This window comes from Geobacillus sp. PK12 (assembly GCF_004123125.1).
GTDB lineage: Bacteria > Bacillota > Bacilli > Bacillales > Anoxybacillaceae > Geobacillus > Geobacillus zalihae.
Genome location: NZ_SDKL01000029.1, coordinates 1 through 24,912, shown reverse-complemented (window position 1 = coordinate 24,912; position 24,912 = coordinate 1). Strand labels below are relative to the sequence as shown.

The window sequence follows — 24,912 nt, the reverse complement described above, 5'->3', positions numbered from 1 at the left end:
CAATCCCCTGCCGCAGCCAAACCGGAACACGCCGGTCGCGGCAGGCGGAATAGAGGACAAAAATCTCCTTTTTTATTCTCTTCGCCCATTGTTTCCATCTTTCCATCATCATGTCCCCTTTTCATTCGACATTCCCTGTTTCAACAAGTATAAAATATGGGTATAGAAAGCGTAAACGCCAAAGGCCGGACAAGCTAAGCCGTCGGCGCCAACGCAACACCGGGATATCCATCAAACGCACAGTGGGGTGAAAGAAATGGATCAGAAACAATTCCGTCTTGTTCATGACGAACAGCCGGATCGGCACGTTGTATACATAAAAGGCGAACTGGACCTGGCGGCAGCCGAGCAATTTCAACGCACCGTCGAACCGCTCGCCGGCGATGCGTCCAAACCGCTCGTTCTTCGTCTCGAAGATTTAACGTATATTGACAGCACCGGGATCGGCATGTTTGTAGCGCTGTTAAAAACGCGGCATCAACTCGGGGCGCCGTTTGCCATTGAAAACGTGCCGCCGAAAGTGCGGCGTCTGTTCGATTTAACTGGAGTATCCTACTTTTTTTCCGAAATGAACGATGCGTCAGAAAGGATCGGAGGCCAATCATGAAAGAGCACGAAACGATCGTACAGCTGTCGATTCCAGCCGATGCACAGTTTCTTGACATCGTGCGTTTGACGTTATACGGGCTGGCTGCCAAAATGGGATTTTCCTATGAAGAAATCGAAGATATGAAAGTCGCCGTCTCCGAAGCGTGCAACAACGTCGTGCTTCACGCCTACAACGGAAGAAGCGGCGATATTCACCTCCGTTTTGAGATGAGCGCCGATGCGCTTTCCATCGTCATTAAAGATGAGGGAAAAGGGTTTGACTACAAACGGGCGACCAAACAGGCGGCGTCGCTGTCCGGCAAGCCACTCCAAGATGTGAAAGTCGGCGGCCTCGGCCTCTTTTTAATGAAAGCACTCATGGATGACGTCCGCGTCACGACCAAAGGCGGAACGGAAGTCCGCCTGACGAAATTCCGCCATCGCGGCGAAGGAGAGCATGCCCATGAATGTATATCCCCCTCCTCTGTCCAAGAGCAAGCTTGACGCCCTTATTTCCGCCTATCAACAAACGAAGACGGAAGAAGCGGCGACAGCGTTGCTCGTGCGTTTTGAGCCGCTCATTGCGGCCGCAGCGAAAAAAATGGCGCGCAGCCGCCCTGATTTTTACGAAGACTTGTTTCAAGTCGGCCGGCTGTCGTTTTTGCGCCTTCTTGACCATTACGACCCGAACCAAGGAACAAACTTTGAATCGTATGCGATGAAAAGCTTGATCGGCTATATGAAAAACTATTTGCGCGACAAAGCGTGGTATATCCAAGTGCCGCGCCGGGTGAAAGAGAAAGGAAGCAAAGTGCAGCAAGCCATCGACGAACTGACCGTCAAGCTCGAGCGGTCGCCGAACATAGATGAAATTGCCGCCCATTTAGGCTTATCGGTGGAAGAGACGATCGAGATTTTAGCCGGCCGCGACCATTACCAGGCGATTTCGCTCGACGCCCCGGTGCAAGACGGGGAAAAGGATGCGACGACGATCGGTGAATTCGTCGCGGATGAAGCGAACGAAATCGAGTCGCTGATCGAGCGAATGGATTTAGAGCAGGCGATCGGCAAACTGAGCGAGCAAGAACAAATCGTCATCGACGCCGTCTTCCGCCGCGGCGAGACGCAACGGTCGCTCGCTGAACGGCTTGGCGTCTCGCAAATGACGATCAGCCGCATTCAAAAGCGGGCGATCGAAAAGCTGAAACGGCAGCTGGCCGCTGCCTACCCGTCGTAACAGCCAAAAACGCCGCCGCCGGCCGGCTAGGGCGGCATCAGCGGCGGCGGAGCAACAACAACGTCTGGTCGTCTTTTTGTTCGTATTGGTGGTACGCCTTGATATGCTCGTACAAATCGCGGACGATTTGCGCTGCCGGCTGGTCCAAATTGACGCGGGCAACCATCGAGGCGAGGACGGAAAAATCATCGTCCGCCTCTTCGCCGCGTTTTTCGGTCACCCCATCGGTGTACAGCAACACAAAATCACCCGGCTCGAGCACTACCGACTTCGTCTCAAACGAAAATTGCGGAAACAACCCGAGCGCGCATCCTTTGGCGTGCAGCGGGACGCATTGTTTCGTTTTCGCCCGGTACCAAAGCGCCGGTTCGTGCCCAGCGCACGCGTACGAGAACGTATGCGTCTTTTCGTTGTAATTGCCGACAAACATCGTGACAAACATCGACGGCTCGGTGTAGTCGTAGGCGAATCGGTTCAGCAGGTCAAGATACACGTGCGGCTGCGTTCCGTAATGAACGGTCCGGTCCAGAATAAATTTCATCAGCGTCATGAGCATTGCCGCTGGAATGCCTTTTCCCGATACATCGGCAATGCCGACGGACACCGATGTTTGATGGACAGCAAAGTGATAAAAATCGCCGCTCAACACTCGGGCAGGGACGCTGAGGACGCTGATGTCGACGTACGAAGGCAAATCCGCCTTCGACGATGTCTGCAAAAGCGCCCGTTGCATATTCGCGGCAAGCGACAGTTCAAAGTCGAGCTGTTCCCTCTCGCGCTCAAGCCGCTCTTTCTCTTTTTTCTCCGTCATGTCGCGCAAAACGGCGACAAGCCCTGTCAGCGCACCGTTTTCCATCACCGGCGCCAGCGTGTAGCCGACCGGCAGGCACACGCCGTCATGGCGGCGAAACGGCTCCTCCTCGACGCGAATCACCTCGCCGCTTTTCAGCTGTTTGACAACACGGCGCAGCCGCTTCCAGTCCCACGCGGACCCATCCGGCCCGGCGAGCGAGACAAACGAAAACAGTGGCTTCCCTTTCGCTTCCTCCGGATCAAGGCCAAGCAAACGGCCCGCTTCCGGGTTCATCCATACGATCCGGCCGTCGCGGTTTAACATCATCAATCCCTCGCCAAGGGCGTTCGCCATCATTTCCAGCTGCTGTTTGTGCTGTTTCAGCTCCACGTACGGTTTTTCGACCGTCTCGACGTACATTGCACGCACGACATACAAAAATCCGGCCATTTCATACAGCTGCCCCCATAGCGCATGGCCGCCGCCAAGCATAAGCAGCCATTGGCCGAGGGCAAACCACCATAACGCCAGCAGCCAGTACAGGAAGGATCGGGAACTCCCTTGCCGCCAACGACGCCATACAAGCAAAGCGGCGCCCGCATCGAGCAAACCGGCAATCCCTTCGCCGGCCTTCCACCAGAGCGGCCAGCGGCTTGTCCCGTCTCCCGGCCAAAGCGGCGCTACCCAATGGATGAATAGCCCAACGACCGCCGCATAAGCAAAAGCGGCGAAAAACGCTTGCCAACGCTGGCCGCTGCGACGCTCCATCACCTCATCGCGGCGCGAAAACAGAAAAAGAAGCCCCCAGGCAAGCGTCAATCGGGCCGAGAGCGAAAAAGGGGACGCTTCCACACCATCAGATGCAAAAGACAAGACAACATGCAGCGAAAACAACAAGCCTGAGGAGAAAAACAGCGCCCCCATCATCAGCCGCTCCAGCGACAACGTATGCGGAAACACGGCCCACCCTTGCACGGCAACAAGCCAGCAAACGACCACCACGGCGAGCCCTAAGGCAAGATGAATAGAATGATAGAATCCGGGCGAAACAGGCAGCCGGCCGGCCGCAAACAGAAGCAAGCCAAACATTCCGGCCGCCAGCACGGCCATCGCGCTGTGCAGACGCACCAGGCGATATCGTTCGTATTCCTTCACCAACGAGGAACCCCCACTCTTCATTCTATATGGTTTATTATACCATACGGCTCCCCACCAGCGTATATGAACGTCACGGCGGTTTGGTTGTCCAATAAAAAAGGAGCCTCTCCGAATGAAGAGGCTCCCAAGCCAAGTTTGCGGCCATTTTCCGCGCAATACCCGTTCTCCCGTTAAAACGTGTGCGCCAAGTCTTTCGCCCGGGCGATGGCGTTCGCTTTGATTTCTTCCGCCTTTTCCGGCACCGCCGCATGCCCTTCGACAAATACCATTCTATTGGTGGTGGGAGATATCCTGCAACGACAAAATATGAACCGTGTAAAATGGGTATTTGACCTGTAACGTATTTACAATGTATTGACGACGTATTTATGACGTATTGACATTTCCCTAGGTTTTTTCTATACTTAGAGTACAAAATAAGTTGTCTGTCTCGTCACAGACCATTTCACACGTGAAAAAACGTGGATTCGTTTGTTTTGACAACGGAGAGGAGCCTAAATGGTTCCTCTCTTTGCATATTATCGCCAAGAGAATCATAACCTAATGATAAGTTGCCTGCCGCGTCGCAGGCCATTTCACCCCGTCAGCGGGGAATTCATGGTTTTTGCCCCAGTACTTCGGTGCTGGGGTTTTATGTATTTATCGAGGAAAATTTCTCACGAAGAAATAGGGACTTTATTGATCAGGCTATACCATACGGCTCCCCACCAGCGTATATGAACGTCACGGCCGTTTGGTTTGTCCAATAAAAAAGGAGCCTCTCCGGATGAAGAGGCTCCCAAGCCAAGTTTGCGGCCATTTCCCGCGCAATACTCGGCCTCCCGTTAAAACGTGTGCGCCAAGTCTTTCGCCCGAGCGATGGCGTTCGCTTTAATTTCTTCCGCCTTTTCCGGCACCGCCGCATGCCCTTCGACAAACAACCCTTCAAATGACGGAACACCGAAAAATTGCATGATGACGCTTAAATACCGATGGCCCATTTCCATTTCCGCCGCCGGGCCTTCGGAGTAGAAACCGCCGCGCGCTTGAATGTGGAGCGCTTTTTTATCAGTAAGCAATCCGACCGGCCCTTGTTCCGTATATTTAAACGTCTTGCCGGCGACCGCCACGGCGTCAATATACGCCTTTAACACCGGCGGGAACGAAAAGTTCCACATCGGCGTGACGAATACATATTTGTCGGCGGAAATAAACTGCTCGCACAGCTCGTTCATCCGCCCGACTTTCGCTTTTTCTTCGTCAGACAGCTCTTCAAACGATTTCCCGGAGCGAAGTTTGCCCCAGCCGCTGAACACGTCGACGTCGATTTCCGGAATGTATTCCTTGTATAAGTCGAGATGAATGACTTCATGATCCGGATGCACTTGTTTGTATGTGTCGATAAACGCTTTTCCGACCGCCATGCTGTAAGACTGCGTGTCGTCGTGCGGATGGGCGGTGATGTACAATACTTTTGTCATGATGCATACTCCCTTTCGTGATGATCTCGGCACTTTAGTGTTTGCACTTTGTTGAAGCGGCATACAATTGTTTTGAATTCAAATATCTCCAACAAAAGATAATTATATAAAGGTCCGAAACGCTTGGCAAACAATTTGACCGCAAAAAAAAATTGCCTTTCTCCAAGGCAATGTTACTCGCTTTGTTCCACGACAAACGGGTTGCCGCTGATTTGTTTTCGTATCTCATCGGTGAGCGTAAACGGTTCGCTTTTGATGACGCTTTCATCATTGCCAGGCGGATGGCCGCTTCCATCGTAGTAAATCGGTTTCCCTTCCATCATGGTGAACCCCCTTGATCCATTGCAGGAACTAGTCTATACTTCTATTTTACCATTATATACAGCGAACATCCATCTATTTTTTTGAATTTTTTTCTAAAAAAGCGGTTCTATCCCCATACACGTTCTTAAAAAAACGCCGGGGGATCTGTGGCTGCCCCGGCGTTCACTTCATCAAAACGCGATCTTTTCCTCTAAAAAGGCTTTAAGCTCCCCTATCGGCAGCCGCACTTGTTCCATCGTGTCGCGGTCGCGCACGGTCACTTGGCCGTCTTGTTCAGACTCGAAATCGTACGTGATGCAAAACGGCGTGCCGATTTCATCTTGGCGGCGGTACCGCTTGCCGATCGAGCCGGTTTCGTCATAGTCGACCATGAAATGTTTCGCCAGCTCTTCATAAATGCGGCGCGCTCCGTCAGCGAGCTTTTTCGACAGCGGCAAGACAGCCGCTTTGTACGGCGCAAGCGCCGGATGCAAATGCATCACCGTCCGGGTCGTGCCGTCTTCCAGCTCTTCTTCGTCATAGGCGTCGATCATAAACGCCAACGTGACGCGGTCAGCGCCAAGCGACGGCTCAATGCAGTACGGGATGTAGCGTTCGTTCGTTTCTTGGTCGAGATAATGGAAATCCTCGCCGGAGTATTCCATATGCCGCTTTAAGTCGTAATCGGTGCGCGACGCGATGCCCCACAACTCACCCCAGCCGAACGGGAAATGGTACTCGATGTCGGTCGTGGCGTTGCTGTAGTGGGATAGTTCTTCTTTCGCATGGTTGCGCAGGCGGATGTTGTCCTCCTTCATGCCAAGCGACAGCAGCCACTCCTTGCAAAATTGCTTCCAATACTCAAACCATTGCAGCTCTTCGCCCGGTTTGCAGAAAAACTCGAGCTCCATCTGTTCAAATTCGCGCGTGCGGAACGTAAAGTTGCCCGGCGTAATTTCATTGCGAAAACTTTTGCCGATTTGCGCGATGCCAAACGGCAATTTTTTGCGCATCGTGCGCTGGACGTTTTTGAAGTTGACGAAAATGCCTTGCGCTGTCTCCGGGCGCAAATAAATTTCGTTGGCGCTCGACTCGGTGACGCCTTGGTACGTTTTGAACATTAAGTTGAACTGGCGCACGTTCGTGAAATCGCGGCTGCCGCATTCCGGGCAGGCGATGTCGTATTCCTTGATGAGTTCATCCATTTTGGCCAGCGGCAAACCGTCGACGATCATCTCGATCCCTTTTTCCTCGAGCGCCTTCTCAATCAACTTATCGGCGCGGTGGCGCGCTTTGCACTGTTTGCAGTCGACCATCGGATCGTTGAAGTTGCCTAAGTGGCCGGACGCTTCCCACGTTCTCGGGTTCATTAAAATGGCGGCGTCAAGCCCGACGTTGTACGGCGACTCTTGGACGAATTTTTTCCACCACGCCCGTTTGATGTTGTTTTTCAGCTCGACGCCAAGCGGGCCGTAATCCCACGTGTTCGCCAGCCCACCGTAAATTTCCGACCCCGGAAACACGAAGCCGCGATGCTTGGCATGTGCGACGATTTCTTCCATTGTGACAGCCATTGTTTTCATCCTCCTCCAATTTCAGTTTCCAACAATCAAAAACGCCCTCGCCCCTAGGCCTTGCGCCTAGGGACGAGAGCGTAGCTCCCGCGGTTCCACCCTAGTTGATGCGCCAAACGCGCACCCACTTTCGTCATGTTCGCTCCGGACTGCCGTTTCATTAACCGTCTTCACCGGGCTCCCACCGCCCCCGGCTCGCTTCGGAAGAGAGGGTTAACTACTATTGATCCGTCATCGCGATCCATATATGATTTTGTCCACTATCATAGCAAACCAAAAATACCTATGTCAATGGTCGCTGGCATTTTTTTGCGCCCAAAATCGGGACACAATCGGCTTCCCGTCCCAGATGACTTCGCTTTTCGCCCGGCGCTTCGCGACTTCCGGCTCGTCAAGCAAGAGCCAAAAGTTTTTCACCGGCAAGTCCCCAAGCCCATGCTTCTCGCAAAGCCGCCGCAAGTAATGCCGCCGCTTGTCGCTCATATGTCGCGACACGTTGTCGCCGTCCGGGCTGAACGCATACAAGACCGTCGCCGCCGCGACACGCGTGACGCGGCATACAGAGGCGGCGCGCAAAAAGAAGTCCCAATCCCAATAATGGTGGACAGTCGGGTCAAAGCAACCGATCTCGTCATGGAGCGATTTTCGATACACGCTTCCAGACGGGACGTACGTCGAAAACGTCCGCATCGCTTCCAAATCGTACTCATAGGCAAATAAAAAACGGGCCGATGGGACGCGCTGATCGTTTTCCACCCGATACTGGACAATTTCCGCATCAGCATAGGCAAAATCAGCGTCACGAAGCGCTGTGACCATCCGCTCGAGATGGCATGGCAACACTAAGTCGTCGTCGTCGCAAAGCATGATGAGATCGTTGCGCGCCTCCTTGACGCCGATGTTGCGGGCCGCGACATGTCCTTCGTTGTCGCGGCGGTCGATGAGACGGATGTCAAGCTCCGGGTACAAGGCGACGACATCATGAACCGGGACACCCCCGTCGTTGACGATAATGACCTCAAACGGCTTGTACGTTTGCCGGCTTAACGACTCGAGCAGCTCGGCAAGCGGATACGGGCGATTGTACGTCGGGATGACGACGGACACGGACGGACATAACATCAATTCACCGCCTCTCGCACTGGTTTTCCCCTTGGCGTCCGCGGGCGTCGATGCGCACACCCACCAAAAGCTTGGCCAATCAAAAAAGGGGCTTACCCTTAAGGTACCGCCCCTGCCGTTTGTTTGTCAATTTCGTCTTGCCTCCCCTAACGAGCGCCACGAACCAAAGCCCGCAACCCCTCATTAGAGATCTGCCTTAGAATGTCCCTTACAACGATTTTACTCATGCAAGCTCCTGCTGCTTCGTCTCGCTGCCCAACACCGCGACCGCCAAAACGGCGACAAGGACCGATAGACAAAACAGCGTGAAAATCATCGTCACCGACACCCCTTGCGCGACAAGCGATCCGACCAACAGCGGGCCGAAAATGCCGCCGATGCGGCCAAACGCCGCCGCCATGCCGGCGCCTGTCGCACGGATCGATGTCGGATACTGCTCCGGTGTATAGGCATACAGCGCCCCCCAGGCGCCCAAGTTGAAAAACGACAAGAAAATGCCGGACGCCATCAGTCCGACGAGCGACTCGGCCGTGCCGAAAAAGTAGGCGCTCAATGCGGTGCCAAGCAAGTACGCAACCAAGACAAATTTCCGCCCGGCCCGCTCGATCAGCCATGCGGCGCTGAAATAACCCGGAAGCTGCGCTAGCGTCATGATAAGCACGTACTCAAAACTTTTAATCAAGCTGAACCCTTTCATGACCATGACACTCGGCAGCCATAAAAACATGCCGTAATACGAAAAGACGACGCAAAACCAAAGCAGCCAAAGCATGGCCGTCTCTTTCCGATGGGGAGCGGACCATACTTTGACGATATTGCTCCACACCGTCTCCTCTTTTTGCGCGGCCGCAAACCGCGGCGAATCGGGCAGGCGGAGGCGCAAATAGATCGCATACAGCGCTGGAATCGCCGCCAGCCATAACGCCGTCCGCCATCCGTAAACTGGTATGACGAAATACGAGATGAGCGCTGCCAGCAACCAGCCGCCCGCCCAAAAGCTCTCAAGCAGCACGACAACCCGGCCGCGGTCGGCAGCCGGCACCGCCTCCGAAACGAGCGTTGACGCGACCGGCAGCTCACCGCCAAGCCCCATGCCGATCAAAAAGCGGAACGCCAAAAACGCCGCCAACGTCGTCGTGAGCGCCGACAGCCCACTGCCGATCGAGAATAATAACAATGTGACAATGAAAACATTTTTCCGGCCGATCCGGTCGGCGAGCAGCCCGAACACGAGCGCTCCGACCGCCATGCCGATCGAGTTGACGCTGCCGATCCAGCCGACTTGGCTGGCCGTCAAATTCCAGTCTTTTTGCAAGGCCGCCATCAAAAACGACAACATGCCGACATCCATCGCGTCAAACAGCCAACCGAGACCGGCAATGCCTAACAGCTTGCGCTGGGAAATCGCGGTTTGGTTCATGTGTATCCTCCTGTCATTATCAATGTAAAGACATATTTATTATAAAAGAAAATCACCCACCTGTGCACCCACTTTGTTATAGTATTCATTGGAATAAACAAATCGATAAAAGGACGGTGCTTATGAACGAGGAAAGAATCAAGGATCTTGAAGCAAAATTGAGTCTAGCCACCGATGCAATTACGTTACTCTTAGATATGGTGAACAAGGAGCACAAAAGCTTTGCGATTCTGGCCTTAGCCACTGGCTTTACTGCCGACGAGTTGGAACGCCTGGAAAAGCTGTTTTATCACGCTGGCCAATCACAGTGGGACAAGGATACATTTGTGGCAGAGTTCGAGAAGCAGCTTCCCAAAAGAAGTGCAATGTTGAGAAGCATTTTGGAAGGGCTAAAGTCAGATGGAAAGTTTGTATCGTTATGCGAGAAGTATTTGGATTGACAGAAAAAACCCGTCCATGTCGAGGCGGGTTTATTTTTCTTCAAAACATCCAAATCTTCACCAAGCAATTCTGTCAATGTCAAGAGAAGTGGAGATCGCGAAACTCCAAAACCTGTCGCTGCTGGCCATCAGCATGATCCACGACGTTGAGCGGCAGCATAAGTTTGCGCGAGGCTGGAAAAGTCGTCAAAATGAATCTTGAAATTAACACAGAAAAAACAAAATATTAATACACTTTAAATAAAACAAAATATTCCTTTTACACTTTTCTCATATAATCGTTTATGCTTAGGAAAAATTTCTTAAATCCTTTGAACGGAAAGGAGGATCACCTTCCAGCAAACCATGAAACCCGCTTCTCATGCCAAAGGAAAAATAGAAAGGAGAGGCTCTCGTGAAAAAAATCATTGCCGGAACTGTCATGGCGACAGCTTTGCTGACGGCTCTCCCCTCATCGTGGCCGGCTCTCGATGGACATGCCTATGCCGCAGCGAAAAAGAATACAGCCGCGTCTCACTATATTGTCAATGTCAACGGCAATTTGATGACGGTCCGTTCGCTCCATCGTTCAGGAACTGTTTTATTGGCGGGGAGCGATATGGCCAAGCTGTTTTCAGCCGATTATCGGTATGATCCAAAACACCAATATTACGAAATTCGACGCACATCTCCTAACATACAGATGGTGCTTCAGACGGGGAAAAAAGCGGCATTGGTGAATGGCAAATCCATTTCATTGTCTGTCGCCCCACAGCGTTTTGGTCAAGAACTATACGTCGATGCGAAGCAAATCGCCGCTCTCTTAGGTGGACAATGGAAAGCAGAGGCTGGTGTCGCCATCGTGTCGACATCCGGCAGCTTTCGCCCATTTCGCGAGACATGGCAAGTGAACGGCTCCACAGCTACGATTCACGGTCTCGTGTTAGGACAAACATCTTTTTATTCAGTCAATGATGTTGCCGCTGCTTTTGGCGCTACTGTGCACGTTGACAAAAAAACGAGCATGGTTAAGGTCAAAAAAGGAAATAGAACTATTATATTCAATCCGTTTAGTTATGTATTAAACGCCGGCGGCAAAAAAACCTCCTTGCCGACCGCGCCATTCATTCAAAATGGAGTGCCGTACATCAATCTGTCCGCCATCGTCTATGCACTAGGGGGAGAGATCGAGGAGCAAGAGCGATTTATCGCCACGTCTGGTTTCATCAAAGGAACGAGCATCCATCCACAATGGATCAATCAAAATACATTGCTCATCAGCCGACCGGATGAAGCCTCTTCACTGCTTTTGGACATTCGCTCGCGAACGGCTCTCCGTTCCATCAACGAAATGGATCTTACGTTATCACCTGATGGGAAAAAAGCGGCTTACGTCGATGAAAACGGTCATTTGTTTGTCATAGACCTCGTTTCCAATACGGTCCAACAAATCGGCGAAGACGATGAGGTCAAAACCGACCTCGTTTGGTCCAGCGATGGCCGCTCACTCTATTGCATTTACGGCAGCAACAATGAGGCGGTCGCAGTCGTTGCCTTAGACAATGGAACCATCACCAAGATTATTGATGACAAAGTGAAGTACAAAACAGATCTTCGTCTTTCTCCCGATGGAACAAAGTTATTATACACAGTAGCGAATGAAGGGAAAACGAATTACACGGACGATCAAAGAACCGATGTCGATTCCATTGATACAAGCGGAACCGATCCGCAGCTGATTCTTGTCGACCTGTCTTCACCAACAAAACAGCCAACACCGCTCACTTCATCGTCAGACAATAAGGTTGACAGCGCGTTTCTATCAAACCATGACATCGTATATGTAAGCGCAACGGATGATGACATGAGTCCGCCATCATTGAAAATGATCCGGAACGGAGTAGAACAAACATTGCTTGATAAGCAGAACATCATTGACATGGCGGTGGTCAAAAGCCGTATTTACGTTGTTGTTGAAGCAAACGGCCTTTACACCATCCGTTGCTTCGATCCATCCACCAAATCATGGAAAACAATAGGAAGGACGAAACATGAAATCACCTCGATTGCGCCATCGCCATATGACGATCAAATTGCGGTAACGATGGCAACCGACGGTGGAGAAAACGTATCTCTTCTTCGCCATGGTTCATGGATGAATCTTACAAAATGAGGATGGAGGGAGATTTATGAAACGCAGCACATTATGGAAAAGAGTCATTTCTGCTGTTCTGTCATCTACCTTGTTGCTTGGAGCTGCCTTGGCCACCGAGCATCGCGCCGATGCCGCTGAAGTATCCGGAAAAATCGTGATTGCCGGCTCCACCGCTTTGTTGCCGTTAACTCAACAAGCGGCAAAAGAATTTAAAAAGAGCCATCCAAAAGTCAAAATTGTGGTTTCCGGCTCTTCTTCCATCGCCGGCCCGCAGTCAGTCACAAAAGGAGTCGCCACCATCGGAGCATGCGACTGGGATGCCACTAAAGCGGTCGGAGGGTTCCCTGCTTACAAAGGATTAAAAGCATACAAAATTGCCAAAATTCCGTTTGCTGTCATTGTCAACAAAGGCAATCCCGTCAGCAACCTGTCCGTCGAACAAATCCAAGATATCTATGAAGGGAAAATCAAAAATTGGAAACAATTAGGTGGAAAAGATGAAGAAATCGTCGTCATCAACCGAGCCAAAGGATCTGGAACACGCGTCAATTTTGAAGACAAAATCATGGACGGCCATATGATCAAAACGACAGGAGATAACTATAAAGAAGTGCAAAAATCAGGGGATATGGTGAATGCCGTTGCGTCGAATCCAAACGCGATTGGATTTGTTGATTTGGCTTATGTGAAAGGCGGAATTAAAGCCGTCAGCATCAACGGTGTCAAAGCAACCACAGCTAATGCCAAAAGCGGCAAATACATCTTTTACGGCTATGGATACTTACTGACCAAAGGGGAAGCCAAAGGTGCGGACAAAGCCTTTATCGATTATATTTTAAGCAAAAAATTCCAAAATGGCTCCTTGAAAAAATTAAAATTCATTCCTGTGAAATAACGACCTCTTTCAGCCTCTCCTTTATTGGCGGAGAGGCTGATTTTCCGTTCGATGACAGAAAGGGGAAAGGAAAATGGAAAAGCTGTCTCCTGATTGGACTGAGGCCACCCGCTTGTTGACCGCTCAACGTCAACGCTGGACCACGAAATATCGATTCGACCGTCTGTTTCGTTTTTTTTGCTTGACAAGCATCGTATTTCTGATTGTCGTATTGAGCGCCATCGTTCTATTCGTCAGCAAAACAGGCCTTCTCGTGTTTCGAGATGTATCTCCGTGGGAATTTTTCTTCTCCTCCCGATGGGATCCAGAACATCATCGATACGGAGCCGCCGTCTTTATCACCGGAACGCTATATGTAACGTTCGTGACGCTGTTGATAGCCACACCGATTTCCATTTCGACAGCCGTATTTATTGCGGAGATGGCCCCTCCCCGGCTTCAACAATGGCTTCGGACGCTGCTTGATTTGTTGGTCGGCATCCCATCCATTGTTTACGGATATTTGGGAGCCACCCTGCTCGTCCCATGGATTCGTAAGCTTACAGGCGCTCCAGTGGGAGATGGAATTCTTGCGGCAGCGATCGTGCTATCGATGATGATCTTGCCTACCATCACCCGCATTACCGACGATGCACTTTGCGCGGTTCCCAACGAATGGCGGGAGGCCAACTACGCCCTTGGAGGGACCAAAATAGAAATGATTTCCAAAATATTGCTTCCTGCCGCGAAATCTGGGATTGCCGCTGCTGTCATCCTCGGCATGGCACGCGCCATTGGCGAAACAATGGCCGTCGTCATGGTCATCGGCAACGTGGCGCAATGGGGATTTGATTTGGTCACGCCATCAAGTGTGTTGACCAGCCATATCGTGATGCAAATTTTAAACGTCGATTTTCAATCAACGACCAACCATGCCCTTTATATGATGGCGCTTTTGCTGCTTTTCATCTCCATTTCTTTCATTATGATGATTCGCCGCTTGCGTCTGAAAGGAGGACCGTCATCATGAACAATCAAGCCCCTGGCCTTCATGGAAAAATGAGTCGGCTCCGCATCCGCCGTCTCATGAATCGACTCGTACTGAGTATAATCAGCATCATTTCCGCAACCGTCTTTTTGATCATCTTATCCCTTCTTTATATGATCGTGCGAAAAGGATTGCCGGACATTGACATCCATTTCCTCATTGGACTGCCTGAAGAAATCGACGCTGGAGGAGGAGTTGGGCCGTTCTTATGGAACTCGATTTACATTCTCGTGCTATCATTGCTTTTGTCATTGCCCATCGGAATTGGAGCCGGTATTTTTTTAGCGGAATACGCCCCAAACAACCGAATCATGGAATGGGTGAGGGCGGCCATTGAAAGCTTGGCATCTGTCCCATCAATTGTGTTTGGTCTATTCGGTTACGCCTTGTTTGTGGAATACTTTCAAATCGGCGTGACCATTTTAGGAGCATCCATTACACTGGCATTGCTCAATCTCCCAGTTTTAGCCCGCGTCTCCGAAGAAGCGATCACGGCAGTTCCCTCCACTTGGAGGGAAGCCTCCTTCGCTTTAGGCGCAACGAAAGCACAGACCATTGTCAAAACAGTGCTCCCTGCCGCCATGAAAGGCATCTTGACCGGCATCAGCCTTGTCGCATGCCGAGCATTTGGCGAATCGGCCATCATTTTGCTAGTCGGTGGGACATCGTCATCTGGCGAGATGTGGGATTTTCATCTCCTTTCCGAAGGCGCGACTCTCCCGGTCCATTTGTGGTACATTCAGTCTGAAGCGCTCGTGGCCGATGCGCAGCAAATTGCCCAAAAAACATCCGCCCTCCTTGTGTTGCTAGTGCTGTTCCTTAGCTTTATCATTCGTTTTCCGCTATGGCTTAGCCAGCGGAAGAAACGATATTAGTAAAAAAGATCACCGCTCTTTCTTTTCGAAAGAGCGGTGATCTTGGCGAAAAAGATGATCTAACTAAACAGTTATTCGCAAAACATTTTTACATCCCTGATCCAACGCTACAAGATTGCGCGTGCTTCTATAATCTTTCACCATCTCTATTTAAAGTTCTTCTCCATTTGTTTCAATTACTCTTTTATACCAATAAAATGATTTTTTTCTTCGTCTCTCTAAGGTTCCCTTTCCTTCATTATCTTTATCTACATAGATAAAGCCATAACGTTTTTCCATTTCCCCTGTCCCAGCACTTACTAAATCTATACAACCCCATGGCGTATACCCTATAACATCAACCCCATCTAATTGGATGGCCTGTTTCATTTCCTGAATATGATCCCGGAGATACTGAATACGGTAGTCATCGTTAATCGTTCCATCTTCTTCAACGACGTCCTTAGCCCCTAAACCGTTTTCCACAATAAATAACGGAAGTTGATATCGTTCATACAAAACATTTAATGAATACCTCAGCCCTACAGGGTCAATTTGCCATCCCCAATCACTTGTTTTCACATACGGATTTCGGACAATGCGCCCAAATTCCCCATCAAATTCACTTCCCTCTACTTCACGGGCACTCACGACTTTTGACATGTAATAACTAAACCCGATATAATCGACTGTACCTCCTTTTTGTACTTGGCAGGGGTCGGAAATGTTTGCTGTTTCAAGGATTCTTGATCGTCCTTGAACTTTTCAAACATTTGTATGCGCTCTTCAAGCATTTTGTTATACACAAAACGGACACAACCGAAGGTTTTGGCGAGCCGTTGTTCTTGTTCTTTTGTTGGGGATAGACGGAACTGATAGGCTTTGTTTGCCATATCGACACCACATCACTTCATACCTTGATTTTCTATATATTTTTTTATTCCTTCAATGGGCGCACTACCCGTTGTAAGTAGGCAAAAGCTTCTTGACCAAAAATATTCTTTCCACAGTTTTCTTTTCACTTGCGGAAAATGCTTTTTGATCAGTCGAGAACTTGAACTTTTATAGGCATTGATGAACTTGGATCATTCACGATTTGGATGTGCTTTGAACAAAATATGCACATGGTCCATATCGTGATTCCATTCGACCAAGGAAATATTGTAATTTTTACCCAATCTCACAAACATATCTTTTGCATAGTCAGATATGGTATCATCAATCACTTGTCTGCGATATTTTACAACCAGCACAAGATGATAATACAATAGGAACACTGAATGGTTATTATTGTCTAATTTCATTGATACAACAGCCTTTCATTTTTCTAAAACTGATTATATCATAACACACAAAAAAGAGACAATTTTAGGCTATACCTAACCGAAATTCATCTCCCACTTTCACTTCGTTTCGAAGTGGGAGATGAATTTCGGAAAGATGTTAAAAGGGGGGATAAGTGGACATACTTAGTAATCTAATGGATCACCGTTGTCATAAAAAGCTGCCAATACGCAAACGCTTCCTTGGCAGCTTCCTTGCACACAAACAAACCTTATAATTCCCATTTCTCTATATCCATCTGAAGATGCCCATGAGCGCCAAAGAAAATCGTTCGGTCGTCCAGATGCGGAAAAAACCGCGCAGTGAACGTCTCTTCGCCATCATTGACGAACAGTTCGATCGATGACGTATCAAGGAAAACATGAAGCGAACGAAGACGTGGCAATCGACATTGCCGCTTCTCCGTCAGCCCGTTCACAAAGCTTTTCCGTTCAAGCGTCAATACCCCTTCGTCACTATTGTAAACAAGGCGAGCCGCATGGCGAAAGTAAATTTCCATCATGCTTCCGAACAGTTCGATATTGTCGAGGCGAAGTTCGATCGCATCTCCCTCGAGTCCCGGCCATGACCTCAGCTCATTCACCACAGTGGCGCTTGGATATGCTACTTTTTGTTTGCGCAACTGTTTCAGCTCTTCCACTGGCGTCTGTCTCAGCTTGCCGCCAGTGAGGCGAAGTTCGCGCGGCAAGGTGAGCGCGTGCACCCAGCGGTGGCTCACTGTCGGCTGACGGTCTTCATCCTGGTCCGGCACGCCCATCCAACCGATTAAAATTCTTCGTCCGCGTCGGTCAAGCATCGTTTGCGGAGCGTAAAATTCAAAGCCGCGGTCAAGCTCCTCAAACGTCCCGTGAAGGAATTCGGCCCGTTCGTAGTCGAAGCGGCCGACAAAATAACCTGACTGGTAGACGTTTTGGTAGCGCATGCCGTCCGGTTTTAATCCTTGCGGGCAGACAATGAGCACGTCTTGCCCATCTAATGGAAACAAGTCTGGGCATTCCCACATATAGCCAAACGGACCAAGCCCGTTCATGTTGCCGCCAGCAATTGGGCCAAGATGCTCCCAATGACAAAGATCAGCGGAACGAAACAGCACCGCTTTTCCATCGCCGCTTTCGCTTTGCGCCCCCAAGATCATATACCAATGGCCCTGATACCGCCATACTTTCGGGTCGCGGAAATGGGCCGTATATCCGTCCGGAAGTGTAATGACGACGCCTTTTTTTGTAAAATGAATGCCATCTTCCGATACGGCCATGCATTGGTACGTTTGGCGGTTTCCTTGTTCATCTTTCACATTGCCAGTGTAAAACAGCACGAGCTTTCCATCGCAACTAATCGCACTGCCGGAATAGCAGCCATCTTTGTCATACCATTCGCTTGGCGCTAACGCAATCGGCGCTGCTTGCCAATGAACCAAGTCTGGGGATGTATAATGCCCCCAGAACTTGGCGCCATGGCCGGTGCGAAACGGCATCCATTGGTAGAAGACGTGATACGTTCCGTGCCAGTCGATCAGCCCGTTTGGGTCGTTCATCAACCCGACAGGAGGCATGAGATGGTAGCGAAGCCGATACCGGTCGCGATTGACAAGAGTCTCATATTTTTCGACTTCAGCGTATGCTTGTTCAATAAGTTTCTGTTCGCGTTCGGATTTCATCCACACGCCCCTCACTCTTCCTCTTCGCGAAACTTCAAGAGCCATGTCGCCACAAACGCTGAAACGACGGCAATGGCAAAACCGATTAAGTAGTGCATTAAGTTCGTGAGCCCTTCCGGCGCAACGATGGCGATCATCGGGATGCCGGTCAACCCGTAGGCATTAGCCACTACATTCGTAAATACGACGTACGCTCCGCCGAGCGCGCCGCCAATGGCCGCAGCGATAAACGGCTTCCGGTATTTTAAGTTCACCCCGAAAATGACTGGCTCGGTAATGCCTAAAAAAGCTGACAAGGCCGCCGGTAACGCAATCTCTTTTGTTTTTGTCCGCTTCGATTTGACAAATACAGCCAAACCGGCGCCGCCTTGGGCGACGTTGGCCATCGACCAAATTGGCAGTAAATAGTTGACCCCAAGTTTCGCCAACAAGTTCGCTTCAATGGCATGAAAGCTATGATGCACACCGGTAATGACGATCATCGAGTACAATCCGCCGAAGATAAGGCCGGCTAACGCACCGCCATAATGGTAAACAAAGTTCAACACCGTCGTAATCCCATCGCCAAGCAAATTGCCGAGCGGACCAATGGCCAAAATCGTAATAAATCCCGTCAAAATGACGGTCACAAAAGGAACAACAAGCAAACTGACCGCATGGGGAACAACTCTGCGCAATCCACGCTCCACTTTGCTCATCACATACGTCGCCAGCAAAATCGGCACGACCGTCCCTTGATACCCGACCATAGCGATATCAAAGCCAAGAAAATGCATATAGTTTGGCTTGGCCTCGGCCAATCCCCACGGGTTTAATAGCGCCGGGTGAGTCATAATACCGCCGATGACCGCCCCTAAAAACGGCGTGCCGCCAAATTCTTTCGCCGCGCTAAAGCCGATTAAAATCGGCAAAATAATAAACGCCGCACTCGAAAACATATCAAGCAAAATATACAGCGGGCTGTCTGCCGCCACCCATTTGAACGCCTTCATCATCCCAAGCAAACCCATTAACAAACCGCTCGCGACAATGGCTGGGATGATTGGGACAAAAATGTTTGACAACGTCTTCGCAAAGCGGGCGAGCGGATTCATTTTTTGCTTGATGGCTTCTTGATGAGCATCAGCATCACCTTGCTGTACCCCTGCTTCCCGGGCAAACGCTTCATACACTTTATTCACCACGCCGGTGCCAAAAATAATTTGAAACTGTCCGGAGCTGGAAAACGCCCCTTTAACCCCTTCAATGTTTTCAATGTCTTTCGCCTCGGCCTTTTTGTCATCTTTTAAGACGAGGCGAAGCCGTGTCGCGCAATGAGTTACGCTAATGATGTTTTCTTTCCCGCCAAGGAGCGGGATGAGTTGTTTAGCAATGTGTTCATAATTCATCGGTGAACTCCTCTCCTTCTGAATGATGGTGAAATGAAAAACAAAAAAGACCTAAAACATACAAAGGGCGATCTAGCGGCATGACTCACTTGCCGTTCCCTTCATACGTTTTAGGTCTTGCCTGCTCGAAGCAGTTACAATCCCGCAATATTTCGTTGTCTGTTTTGCATTATACGGCAACTTGCTGTTTTTGTCAACGCTTTCGCAACCGTTGGATATGGAGGACGATATAGGCGAGTTCCTCCTCCGGAAAACGGATGCCATATTCCTTTTCTGCATAGGTTGCCGCTTTTTGTGTACACGCCCATTCCCTTGCATATTTTGTCTGAATGAGCGCAAGCATCTCCTCATCCATCGAATGAATCGGCTCCCCGTTTTCGATGCGGCTTAAGGCAAAGCGCAAATGAGTGAGCAGCCGCTGGTATGAAATGCTTTCCTTATCGATCGATATGCCGAGCTCCGTTTGGATAAGGTCAACGAGTTCATGAATGAGCGTCGTCTCGCGCATCGTTTTGTTCATGCTGGCGGCATCGAGTTTCGCCGTATGAATATGAAGGGCGATATGGGCCGCCTCGTCATCGGGAATCTCGATGCCAAGCCGCTCTTTGATCAACTGTTTCGCCCATAGCCCGATTTCATACTCCGCCTTATATAGCACTTTAATTTCATTGAGCAATTTGTTTTGAATGCGGTAACCTTGCTTCAACCGCTCGATGGCAAACGACAAATGGTCAGTCAGCGCAATATGAATATGGTCGCTGAGCGGCGCTTGCAGTTTGCCTTCCGCATAGCTGATAATTTCTTCGGCAATATCGATATGTTCTTCTGGCAACGTGCGAAGCAATTGCTGGAACTTCTCATTTTCTTCTTCCATGACGAAAATTTTCTCAATGCGGCCCGGGGGGATGAGATCGTTTTTCCGCTTTTGAAACGCAATCCCCGGGCCCATGACAATTTTCTCTTTGCCTTCGTCGAGCACGACAACGGCGTTGTTGTTTAAAATCTTATGGATGCGAAACGCCATATGTCCTCCCTGCCGCCCTTATTTCATTTTGACATGAAATAAGACCGTCTCGCCTTTTTTGGCTGAGGCCTCGGCCTCTCTCTCGAGGCTTTCGAGGGCGTCGCCGTTCGTGATGATGATCGGCGTCACCGCGCTTTTCGCTTTCTCGCGCACAAGCGGCAAGTCGACAGAAAGAAGCCGATCGCCCCGTTTCACTCGGTCGCCGGCTTTGACATAGGCGGTGAATCCTTCCCCGTTCATCGACACGGTGTCGATGCCGACATGGATGAGCAGCTCCACACCCGCTTCCGAACGCAAGCCGATGGCGTGTTTCGTCGGAAAGAGCTGGATGATTTCACCATCGACCGGAGCGACGACATCCCCATCCGCCGGATCGATGGCGATGCCATCGCCCATCATGTTTTGCGCAAACACCGGATCCGGCACGTCTTCAAGCGGCACAATCGTTCCGTCAAGCGGCGCGGTGATCGTCTCTTCCTTCGGTTGTTGCTTGCCAAACCATTTTTTGAACAACGGGCGTCATCCTTTCTATTCGGTTTGTCTGACATTCAGTATACCGAAACGGAAGGACAGTGCCAACCGCGCCGACCCAATCGGTCTTCATCAGCCGCGTTTGCGCAGCCGCCGGCAAATTTCTTCCGTCACTTCCTTTGTCGTCGCCGTGCCGCCGAGATCCGGCGTTTTGATGCCGTCAGCGGTGACATCCTCGATCGTTTGCAACAAAAGGGCGCCGAGCTCTTCCTCTCCGAAATGATCGAGCATCAGTTTCGCCGTCCAAATTTGCCCGATCGGGTTGGCGATGCCTTGGCCGTAAATATCAGGTGCCGATCCGTGAACCGGCTCAAACATCGACGGGTACTTGCCGTTGACGTTGATGTTCGCCGCCGGGGCAATGCCGATGCTGCCCATAATGGCGCCGCCAAGGTCCGTCAAAATGTCGCCGAACAAGTTGCTCGCGACAACGACGTCAAACGTATGCGGCCTTGTCACGAAAAAGGCGGCCAACGCGTCAATATGGTACGACGCGGTCGCGACATCCGGATAATCGCGCTTGACGTCGGCGAACACTTCGTCCCAAAACGGCATCGTATGGAAAATGCCGTTCGATTTCGTCGCGCTCGTCACATGTCCTTTCCGCTTCCTCGCCAGCTCGAACGCATAACGCATCGCCCGCTCCGCCCCTTTGCGGGTAAAGACGGCGTTTTGAATGGCGATTTCATCCTCACCGCGATGAATGCGCCCGCCGACTTCGCTATATTCCCCCTCGCTGTTTTCGCGGACGACGATGAAATCAAAGTCGCGCGGCTCGGTCAGAGGCGAGGATAAGCCGCGGAAATATTTCGCCGGGCGAATGTTAATCACTTGTTCAAATTCGCGGCGGATTTTCAGAAGCAATCCCCATAATGAAATATGATCAGGGACAAACTTCGGATTGCCGACCGCTCCAAGGAAAATGGCGTCAAAGTTCCGCAGCGTCTCCAGCCCATCATCCGGCATCATTTTTCCATGCTCCATATAATAGTCGCAACTCCATGGAAATTCAGTGAAAGAAAAGGAAATCCCTCCATGGACATCCGCAACCGTTTTTAACACATCCAACGCCGCGGGCACAACTTCCTTGCCGATGCCGTCGCCAGGAATGACGGCGATTTCCCATTTTTTCACAACAGTCTCCTCCTTGATGAATCATTTCCTTTCCCTAATTCGACAGAAAGCGCACCGAACCCTCTCCGTTATAGAATACACAATGGCAACCCTTATTTGTGGTAAAATCAAACTACAATCCTATGGACGATGCGGGGGAAACAAATATGTCTCACTATACCGACCCGTTCCGCGGCGAATTTGACAGCCTTGAAGAGTTTGCCGACCGTGTCAGCGACGTGCTGAAATGCCCGGTGACGATCGAAGACGCGAACCATCGGCTCATCGCCTACAGCGCCCATGATGATTACACCGACCCGGCGCGGACGGCGACGATCATCAGCCGGCGCGTTCCGGAAAAAGTGATCAACAGCTTATGGAAACAAGGCGCCATCCCGGCGCTGCTCAAAAGCCGCGAACCGGTGCGCGTGCCGCCAATTCATGATGTCGGCCTCGGCAGCCGCGTCGCTGTCTCGATCTGGAAAAACGATGAGGTGATCGGCTTCATCTGGGTGCTCGAAACAAACCGGACGCTGTCGCCTGAGGAGATGGAATGGCTCAAGCTCGCCGCCAAGGCAGCGAAAAACAAAGTGTTGCAGCTGTATATGCGCAAAAACAAAAAAGAAGAGCGGGTGCAAGAGCTGTTTTGGAAGCTGCTCACCGGCCACATCGCTCGTGAAGACGACATCCGCGCTCATCTCGCCGCGATGCAAATCCCGACCGCACCGCAGTTTGCTGTTGTCGTCTTCCGCTTTGCCGCCGATTTGATCGCCGAAATGGAGCGGCAAATTTCCTACTTATTGCAAACAACCCAGCAACTCCCGCTCCTTCTTTATACGACTGACGGCCGCGATGTGATTTTGCTGGCGGCGCCCAAAACCGACCAGCCGCTCAAAGAGCTGAATGCATTCATCGAGTCGTTCGCCGCCAAAATGAAAGAACGATTTCACATCCACGATGTGCAGTGCGGGTTTGGCGGCGTGTACGGCGCCTATCGCCTCATTGAAAAAAGCTACCGCGAAGCGCTCGCCGTCCTGGCGCTGAAAGAAAAGCTCGGCGATGAAATCAAGTCGGTTTACGGCTATGCCCAGCTTGGCATTTACCAATTTTTTGATTTTTTGCTTGAACAAAAGCGGCAAGGAGAATGGACCAACCCAGCGTTAACGAAGCTGCAATCGTACGACCAGAAACACCACAGCGACTTGGTCAAAACGTTTGAAACGTTTTTTGACCATAACGAAAACGCGCAAGAAACCGCCGACGTCCTCAACGTTCACCCGAACACGCTTGCTTATCGGCTCAAGCGGATTGCCGACATTGCCGAGCTTGATCTCAATGACATGAATCAAAAAATCAAATTATACATTGATATTAAATTAGCGAAATACGAAGCGCGCGGTTGAATTTGTGGAAATCCACAAAAACCGGGCGCTTCTTTCTCTTTTTTGAACAATGCCCGGCCCGTTCCGTCTCTTTTATACTATAAGTAAGGCCACTTCTGACGAGGAGGAACGATATCCATGATTATTGGAGTGCCAAAGGAAATCAAAAATAACGAAAACCGTGTCGCCATTACGCCGGCTGGCGTTTTGTCATTCGTTCAGGCTGGACATACGGTTCTGATTGAGAAAGAGGCAGGGGTTGGAAGCGGTTTCAGCGACAGCGATTACGCCCGTGCCGGAGCACAAATCATCGAGCGGGCGGAAGATGTTTGGGCGCAAGCCGATATGGTGATGAAAGTGAAAGAGCCGCTGCCAAGCGAATACGGCTATTTCCGCCCAGGTCTCATTTTGTTCACCTATTTGCATTTGGCCGCCGACCCGGAGTTGACGCGCGCCTTAAAAGAAAGCGGCGTCATCGCCATTGCCTATGAGACGGTGCAAGTCGGCCGCACGCTGCCGCTGTTGACGCCGATGAGCGAAGTCGCCGGGCGGATGGCGGCGCAAATCGGGGCGCAATTTTTGGAAAAGCCGTACGGCGGCAAAGGCATCTTGCTTGGCGGCGTCCCAGGCGTCGCCCGCGGCAAAGTAGTCATCATCGGCGGTGGGGTCGTCGGCACGAATGCGGCAAAAGTCGCGGTCGGCCTCGGGGCAGATGTCACGATCATCGACTTGAACGCGGATCGCCTGCGCGAGCTTGACGACATTTTCGGCAACCAAATTACGACGCTCATGTCCAACCCGATGAACATCGCCGAAGCGGTCGCAGAGGCCGACCTTGTCATCGGCGCCGTCCTCATCCCGGGAGCGCGGGCGCCGAAGCTCGTCACCGAGGACATGGTGAAAGCGATGAAACCGGGTTCGGTCATCGTCGATGTCGCCATCGACCAAGGGGGCATCGTCGAGACGAGCGACCACGTCACGACACATGACGACCCGACGTACGTCAAACACGGCGTCGTCCATTATGCGGTCGCCAACATGCCTGGAGCCGTTCCGCGCACCTCGACGATCGCCTTGACGAACGTCACGATGCCATACGCCTTGCAAATCGCCAATAAAGGCGTCATGCAAGCCATTACGGACAACCCGGCGCTCGAGCTTGGCGTCAACGTCGCCAACGGCGAAATCACGTACGAAGCCGTCGCCCGCGACCTCGGCTATCGCTACGTCCCGGCCCGCGAAGCGCTCGGGAAAACGTTGGCCGCCAACTAACCATGATGGACGCGGCCGACAACGCGCGCTGCCGGCCGCCTGTTCATCATTGTCCATTCCCATGACCGCCCACTCATAGCGGGCGGCTTTTTTTATCGTCCTAACCCGACAAGGCCGCCATTTCGGCAAGTGAGCGCAGGCGGTGGGAGTATGCCCCATACCCATCAAGTTAAGAATTTTGGTCTTTGTGCATCGT

General features: G+C 51.1%; 21 protein-coding genes and 4 pseudogenes. 10 read left to right on the top strand and 15 right to left on the bottom strand.

Features of this window, described 5'->3' with window-relative positions:
- Positions 1 to 256 precede the first annotated feature (256 nt).
- From ETR37_RS10365 to ETR37_RS10355, 3 genes are read left to right on the top strand one after another with little or no spacing between them, the layout of a single operon-like run.
- Entirely contained in the window at positions 257 to 607 is a 351-nt protein-coding gene (locus ETR37_RS10365; RefSeq protein ID WP_011232889.1) for an STAS domain-containing protein, read from the top strand.
- Positions 604 to 1,092 carry an anti-sigma B factor RsbW gene (rsbW, locus tag ETR37_RS10360; RefSeq protein WP_060788138.1) on the top strand — a complete coding sequence of 163 codons (489 nt, stop codon included), beginning with the start codon at positions 604 to 606 and terminating at the stop codon, positions 1,090 to 1,092. Before ETR37_RS10365 ends, rsbW begins: the two co-directional genes overlap by 4 nt.
- Complete coding sequence (locus ETR37_RS10355) at positions 1,052 to 1,825, top strand: sigma-70 family RNA polymerase sigma factor (RefSeq protein ID WP_060788137.1); 774 nt, start codon at positions 1,052 to 1,054, stop codon at positions 1,823 to 1,825. The genes rsbW and ETR37_RS10355 overlap by 41 nt, the downstream gene beginning before the upstream one ends.
- A 37-nt stretch (positions 1,826 to 1,862) precedes the next feature.
- On the opposite strand, the gene ETR37_RS10350 is transcribed toward ETR37_RS10355, so the two are convergent.
- The 7 genes and pseudogenes from ETR37_RS10350 to ETR37_RS10320 all read right to left on the bottom strand — a co-directional run bounded on the left by ETR37_RS10350 (position 1,863) and on the right by ETR37_RS10320 (position 9,655).
- On the bottom strand, positions 1,863 to 3,773 hold the full coding sequence (locus tag ETR37_RS10350; RefSeq protein ID WP_060788162.1) for a SpoIIE family protein phosphatase: 1,911 nt from the start codon (positions 3,771 to 3,773) through the stop codon (positions 1,863 to 1,865).
- 173 nt (positions 3,774 to 3,946) lie between these two features.
- Positions 3,947 to 4,042: pseudogene (locus tag ETR37_RS10345) on the bottom strand (FMN-dependent NADH-azoreductase); the annotation flags it as partial.
- A gap of 558 nt (positions 4,043 to 4,600) precedes the next feature.
- Positions 4,601 to 5,236 carry an FMN-dependent NADH-azoreductase gene (locus ETR37_RS10335; protein ID WP_015376094.1) on the bottom strand — a complete coding sequence of 212 codons (636 nt, stop codon included), beginning with the start codon at positions 5,234 to 5,236 and terminating at the stop codon, positions 4,601 to 4,603.
- A 173-nt stretch (positions 5,237 to 5,409) separates the two neighbouring features.
- Complete coding sequence (locus ETR37_RS19140) at positions 5,410 to 5,559, bottom strand: hypothetical protein (protein WP_011232896.1); 150 nt, start codon at positions 5,557 to 5,559, stop codon at positions 5,410 to 5,412.
- Between the two features lie 171 nt (positions 5,560 to 5,730).
- Positions 5,731 to 7,113 carry a glycine--tRNA ligase gene (locus tag ETR37_RS10330; protein ID WP_063193475.1) on the bottom strand — a complete coding sequence of 461 codons (1,383 nt, stop codon included), beginning with the start codon at positions 7,111 to 7,113 and terminating at the stop codon, positions 5,731 to 5,733.
- 288 nt (positions 7,114 to 7,401) lie between these two features.
- Complete coding sequence (locus ETR37_RS10325; protein WP_129447226.1) at positions 7,402 to 8,235, bottom strand: glycosyltransferase family 2 protein; 834 nt, start codon at positions 8,233 to 8,235, stop codon at positions 7,402 to 7,404.
- Between the two features lie 223 nt (positions 8,236 to 8,458).
- The gene (locus ETR37_RS10320) at positions 8,459 to 9,655 is read right to left on the bottom strand and encodes an MFS transporter (RefSeq protein ID WP_129447225.1); all 1,197 of its coding nucleotides are present in this window, start codon (positions 9,653 to 9,655) and stop codon (positions 8,459 to 8,461) included.
- A 122-nt stretch (positions 9,656 to 9,777) separates the two neighbouring features.
- Here ETR37_RS10320 and ETR37_RS10315 point away from each other — a divergent pair, with 122 nt between their 5' ends.
- From ETR37_RS10315 to pstA, 5 genes are all read left to right on the top strand, one after another.
- Complete coding sequence (locus tag ETR37_RS10315) at positions 9,778 to 10,095, top strand: hypothetical protein (protein ID WP_011232900.1); 318 nt, start codon at positions 9,778 to 9,780, stop codon at positions 10,093 to 10,095.
- Between the two features lie 394 nt (positions 10,096 to 10,489).
- A complete protein-coding gene (locus ETR37_RS10310; protein WP_060788855.1) occupies positions 10,490 to 12,247 on the top strand; it encodes a stalk domain-containing protein in 1,758 nt (585 codons plus the stop codon).
- Positions 12,248 to 12,263: 16 nt separating this feature from the next.
- Complete coding sequence (locus ETR37_RS10305; RefSeq protein WP_011232902.1) at positions 12,264 to 13,124, top strand: phosphate ABC transporter substrate-binding protein; 861 nt, start codon at positions 12,264 to 12,266, stop codon at positions 13,122 to 13,124.
- 73 nt (positions 13,125 to 13,197) lie between these two features.
- On the top strand, positions 13,198 to 14,133 hold the full coding sequence (pstC, locus tag ETR37_RS10300) for a phosphate ABC transporter permease subunit PstC (protein WP_011232903.1): 936 nt from the start codon (positions 13,198 to 13,200) through the stop codon (positions 14,131 to 14,133).
- Entirely contained in the window at positions 14,130 to 15,026 is an 897-nt protein-coding gene (gene pstA, locus ETR37_RS10295) for a phosphate ABC transporter permease PstA (protein ID WP_011232904.1), read from the top strand. The genes pstC and pstA overlap by 4 nt, the downstream gene beginning before the upstream one ends.
- A gap of 150 nt (positions 15,027 to 15,176) precedes the next feature.
- Here the strand turns inward: pstA and ETR37_RS10290 are convergent.
- From ETR37_RS10290 to ETR37_RS10255, 8 genes and pseudogenes are all read right to left on the bottom strand, one after another.
- A pseudogene (locus tag ETR37_RS10290) lies at positions 15,177 to 15,716 on the bottom strand (family 1 glycosylhydrolase); the annotation flags it as partial.
- A pseudogene (locus ETR37_RS10285) lies at positions 15,701 to 15,898 on the bottom strand (helix-turn-helix domain-containing protein); the annotation flags it as partial. The pseudogenes ETR37_RS10290 and ETR37_RS10285, both read right to left, overlap by 16 nt.
- Positions 15,899 to 15,910: 12 nt before the next feature.
- Positions 15,911 to 16,309 (bottom strand): annotated as a pseudogene (gene tnpA / locus ETR37_RS10280) (IS200/IS605 family transposase).
- Between the two features lie 251 nt (positions 16,310 to 16,560).
- Positions 16,561 to 18,006, bottom strand: coding sequence for a glycoside hydrolase family 32 protein (locus ETR37_RS10275; RefSeq protein ID WP_129447224.1), 1,446 nt, complete (start codon positions 18,004 to 18,006; stop codon positions 16,561 to 16,563).
- Positions 18,007 to 18,017: 11 nt separating this feature from the next.
- Positions 18,018 to 19,394: a sucrose-specific PTS transporter subunit IIBC gene (locus ETR37_RS10270; protein WP_015376099.1), complete on the bottom strand. Its 1,377-nt coding sequence runs from the start codon at positions 19,392 to 19,394 to the stop codon at positions 18,018 to 18,020.
- 193 nt (positions 19,395 to 19,587) lie between these two features.
- On the bottom strand, positions 19,588 to 20,418 hold the full coding sequence (locus tag ETR37_RS10265) for a PRD domain-containing protein (RefSeq protein ID WP_015376100.1): 831 nt from the start codon (positions 20,416 to 20,418) through the stop codon (positions 19,588 to 19,590).
- Positions 20,419 to 20,436: 18 nt separating this feature from the next.
- Positions 20,437 to 20,931: a PTS sugar transporter subunit IIA gene (locus tag ETR37_RS10260; protein ID WP_129447223.1), complete on the bottom strand. Its 495-nt coding sequence runs from the start codon at positions 20,929 to 20,931 to the stop codon at positions 20,437 to 20,439.
- A gap of 90 nt (positions 20,932 to 21,021) precedes the next feature.
- Entirely contained in the window at positions 21,022 to 22,083 is a 1,062-nt protein-coding gene (locus ETR37_RS10255) for a tartrate dehydrogenase (RefSeq protein WP_129447222.1), read from the bottom strand.
- A gap of 146 nt (positions 22,084 to 22,229) precedes the next feature.
- Here ETR37_RS10255 and ETR37_RS10250 point away from each other — a divergent pair, with 146 nt between their 5' ends.
- Positions 22,230 to 23,465: a PucR family transcriptional regulator gene (locus ETR37_RS10250; RefSeq protein ID WP_033004946.1), complete on the top strand. Its 1,236-nt coding sequence runs from the start codon at positions 22,230 to 22,232 to the stop codon at positions 23,463 to 23,465.
- A 117-nt stretch (positions 23,466 to 23,582) separates the two neighbouring features.
- Positions 23,583 to 24,716, top strand: coding sequence for an alanine dehydrogenase (ald, locus tag ETR37_RS10245; protein ID WP_129447221.1), 1,134 nt, complete (start codon positions 23,583 to 23,585; stop codon positions 24,714 to 24,716).
- The last annotated feature ends 196 nt before the right edge of the window (positions 24,717 to 24,912 follow it).

Excerpts from the sequence above, each read along its gene's own strand:
- ETR37_RS10325 (WP_129447226.1), bottom strand. The coding sequence starts at position 8,235 with ATGTTATGTCCGTCCGTGTCCGTCGTCATCCCGACGTACAATCGCCCG.
- ETR37_RS10330 (WP_063193475.1), bottom strand. The coding sequence starts at position 7,113 with ATGGCTGTCACAATGGAAGAAATCGTCGCACATGCCAAGCATCGCGGC.
- ETR37_RS10305 (WP_011232902.1), top strand. The coding sequence starts at position 12,264 with ATGAAACGCAGCACATTATGGAAAAGAGTCATTTCTGCTGTTCTGTCA.
- ETR37_RS10275 (WP_129447224.1), bottom strand. The coding sequence starts at position 18,006 with ATGAAATCCGAACGCGAACAGAAACTTATTGAACAAGCATACGCTGAA.
- pstA (WP_011232904.1), top strand. The coding sequence starts at position 14,130 with ATGAACAATCAAGCCCCTGGCCTTCATGGAAAAATGAGTCGGCTCCGC.
- rsbW (WP_060788138.1), top strand. The coding sequence starts at position 604 with ATGAAAGAGCACGAAACGATCGTACAGCTGTCGATTCCAGCCGATGCA.
- pstC (WP_011232903.1), top strand. The coding sequence starts at position 13,198 with ATGGAAAAGCTGTCTCCTGATTGGACTGAGGCCACCCGCTTGTTGACC.
- ETR37_RS10365 (WP_011232889.1), top strand. The coding sequence starts at position 257 with ATGGATCAGAAACAATTCCGTCTTGTTCATGACGAACAGCCGGATCGG.
- ETR37_RS10320 (WP_129447225.1), bottom strand. The coding sequence starts at position 9,655 with ATGAACCAAACCGCGATTTCCCAGCGCAAGCTGTTAGGCATTGCCGGT.
- ETR37_RS10335 (WP_015376094.1), bottom strand. The coding sequence starts at position 5,236 with ATGACAAAAGTATTGTACATCACCGCCCATCCGCACGACGACACGCAG.
- ETR37_RS19140 (WP_011232896.1), bottom strand. The coding sequence starts at position 5,559 with ATGATGGAAGGGAAACCGATTTACTACGATGGAAGCGGCCATCCGCCT.
- ETR37_RS10355 (WP_060788137.1), top strand. The coding sequence starts at position 1,052 with ATGAATGTATATCCCCCTCCTCTGTCCAAGAGCAAGCTTGACGCCCTT.
- ETR37_RS10250 (WP_033004946.1), top strand. The coding sequence starts at position 22,230 with ATGTCTCACTATACCGACCCGTTCCGCGGCGAATTTGACAGCCTTGAA.
- ETR37_RS10270 (WP_015376099.1), bottom strand. The coding sequence starts at position 19,394 with ATGAATTATGAACACATTGCTAAACAACTCATCCCGCTCCTTGGCGGG.
- ald (WP_129447221.1), top strand. The coding sequence starts at position 23,583 with ATGATTATTGGAGTGCCAAAGGAAATCAAAAATAACGAAAACCGTGTC.
- ETR37_RS10315 (WP_011232900.1), top strand. The coding sequence starts at position 9,778 with ATGAACGAGGAAAGAATCAAGGATCTTGAAGCAAAATTGAGTCTAGCC.
- ETR37_RS10265 (WP_015376100.1), bottom strand. The coding sequence starts at position 20,418 with ATGGCGTTTCGCATCCATAAGATTTTAAACAACAACGCCGTTGTCGTG.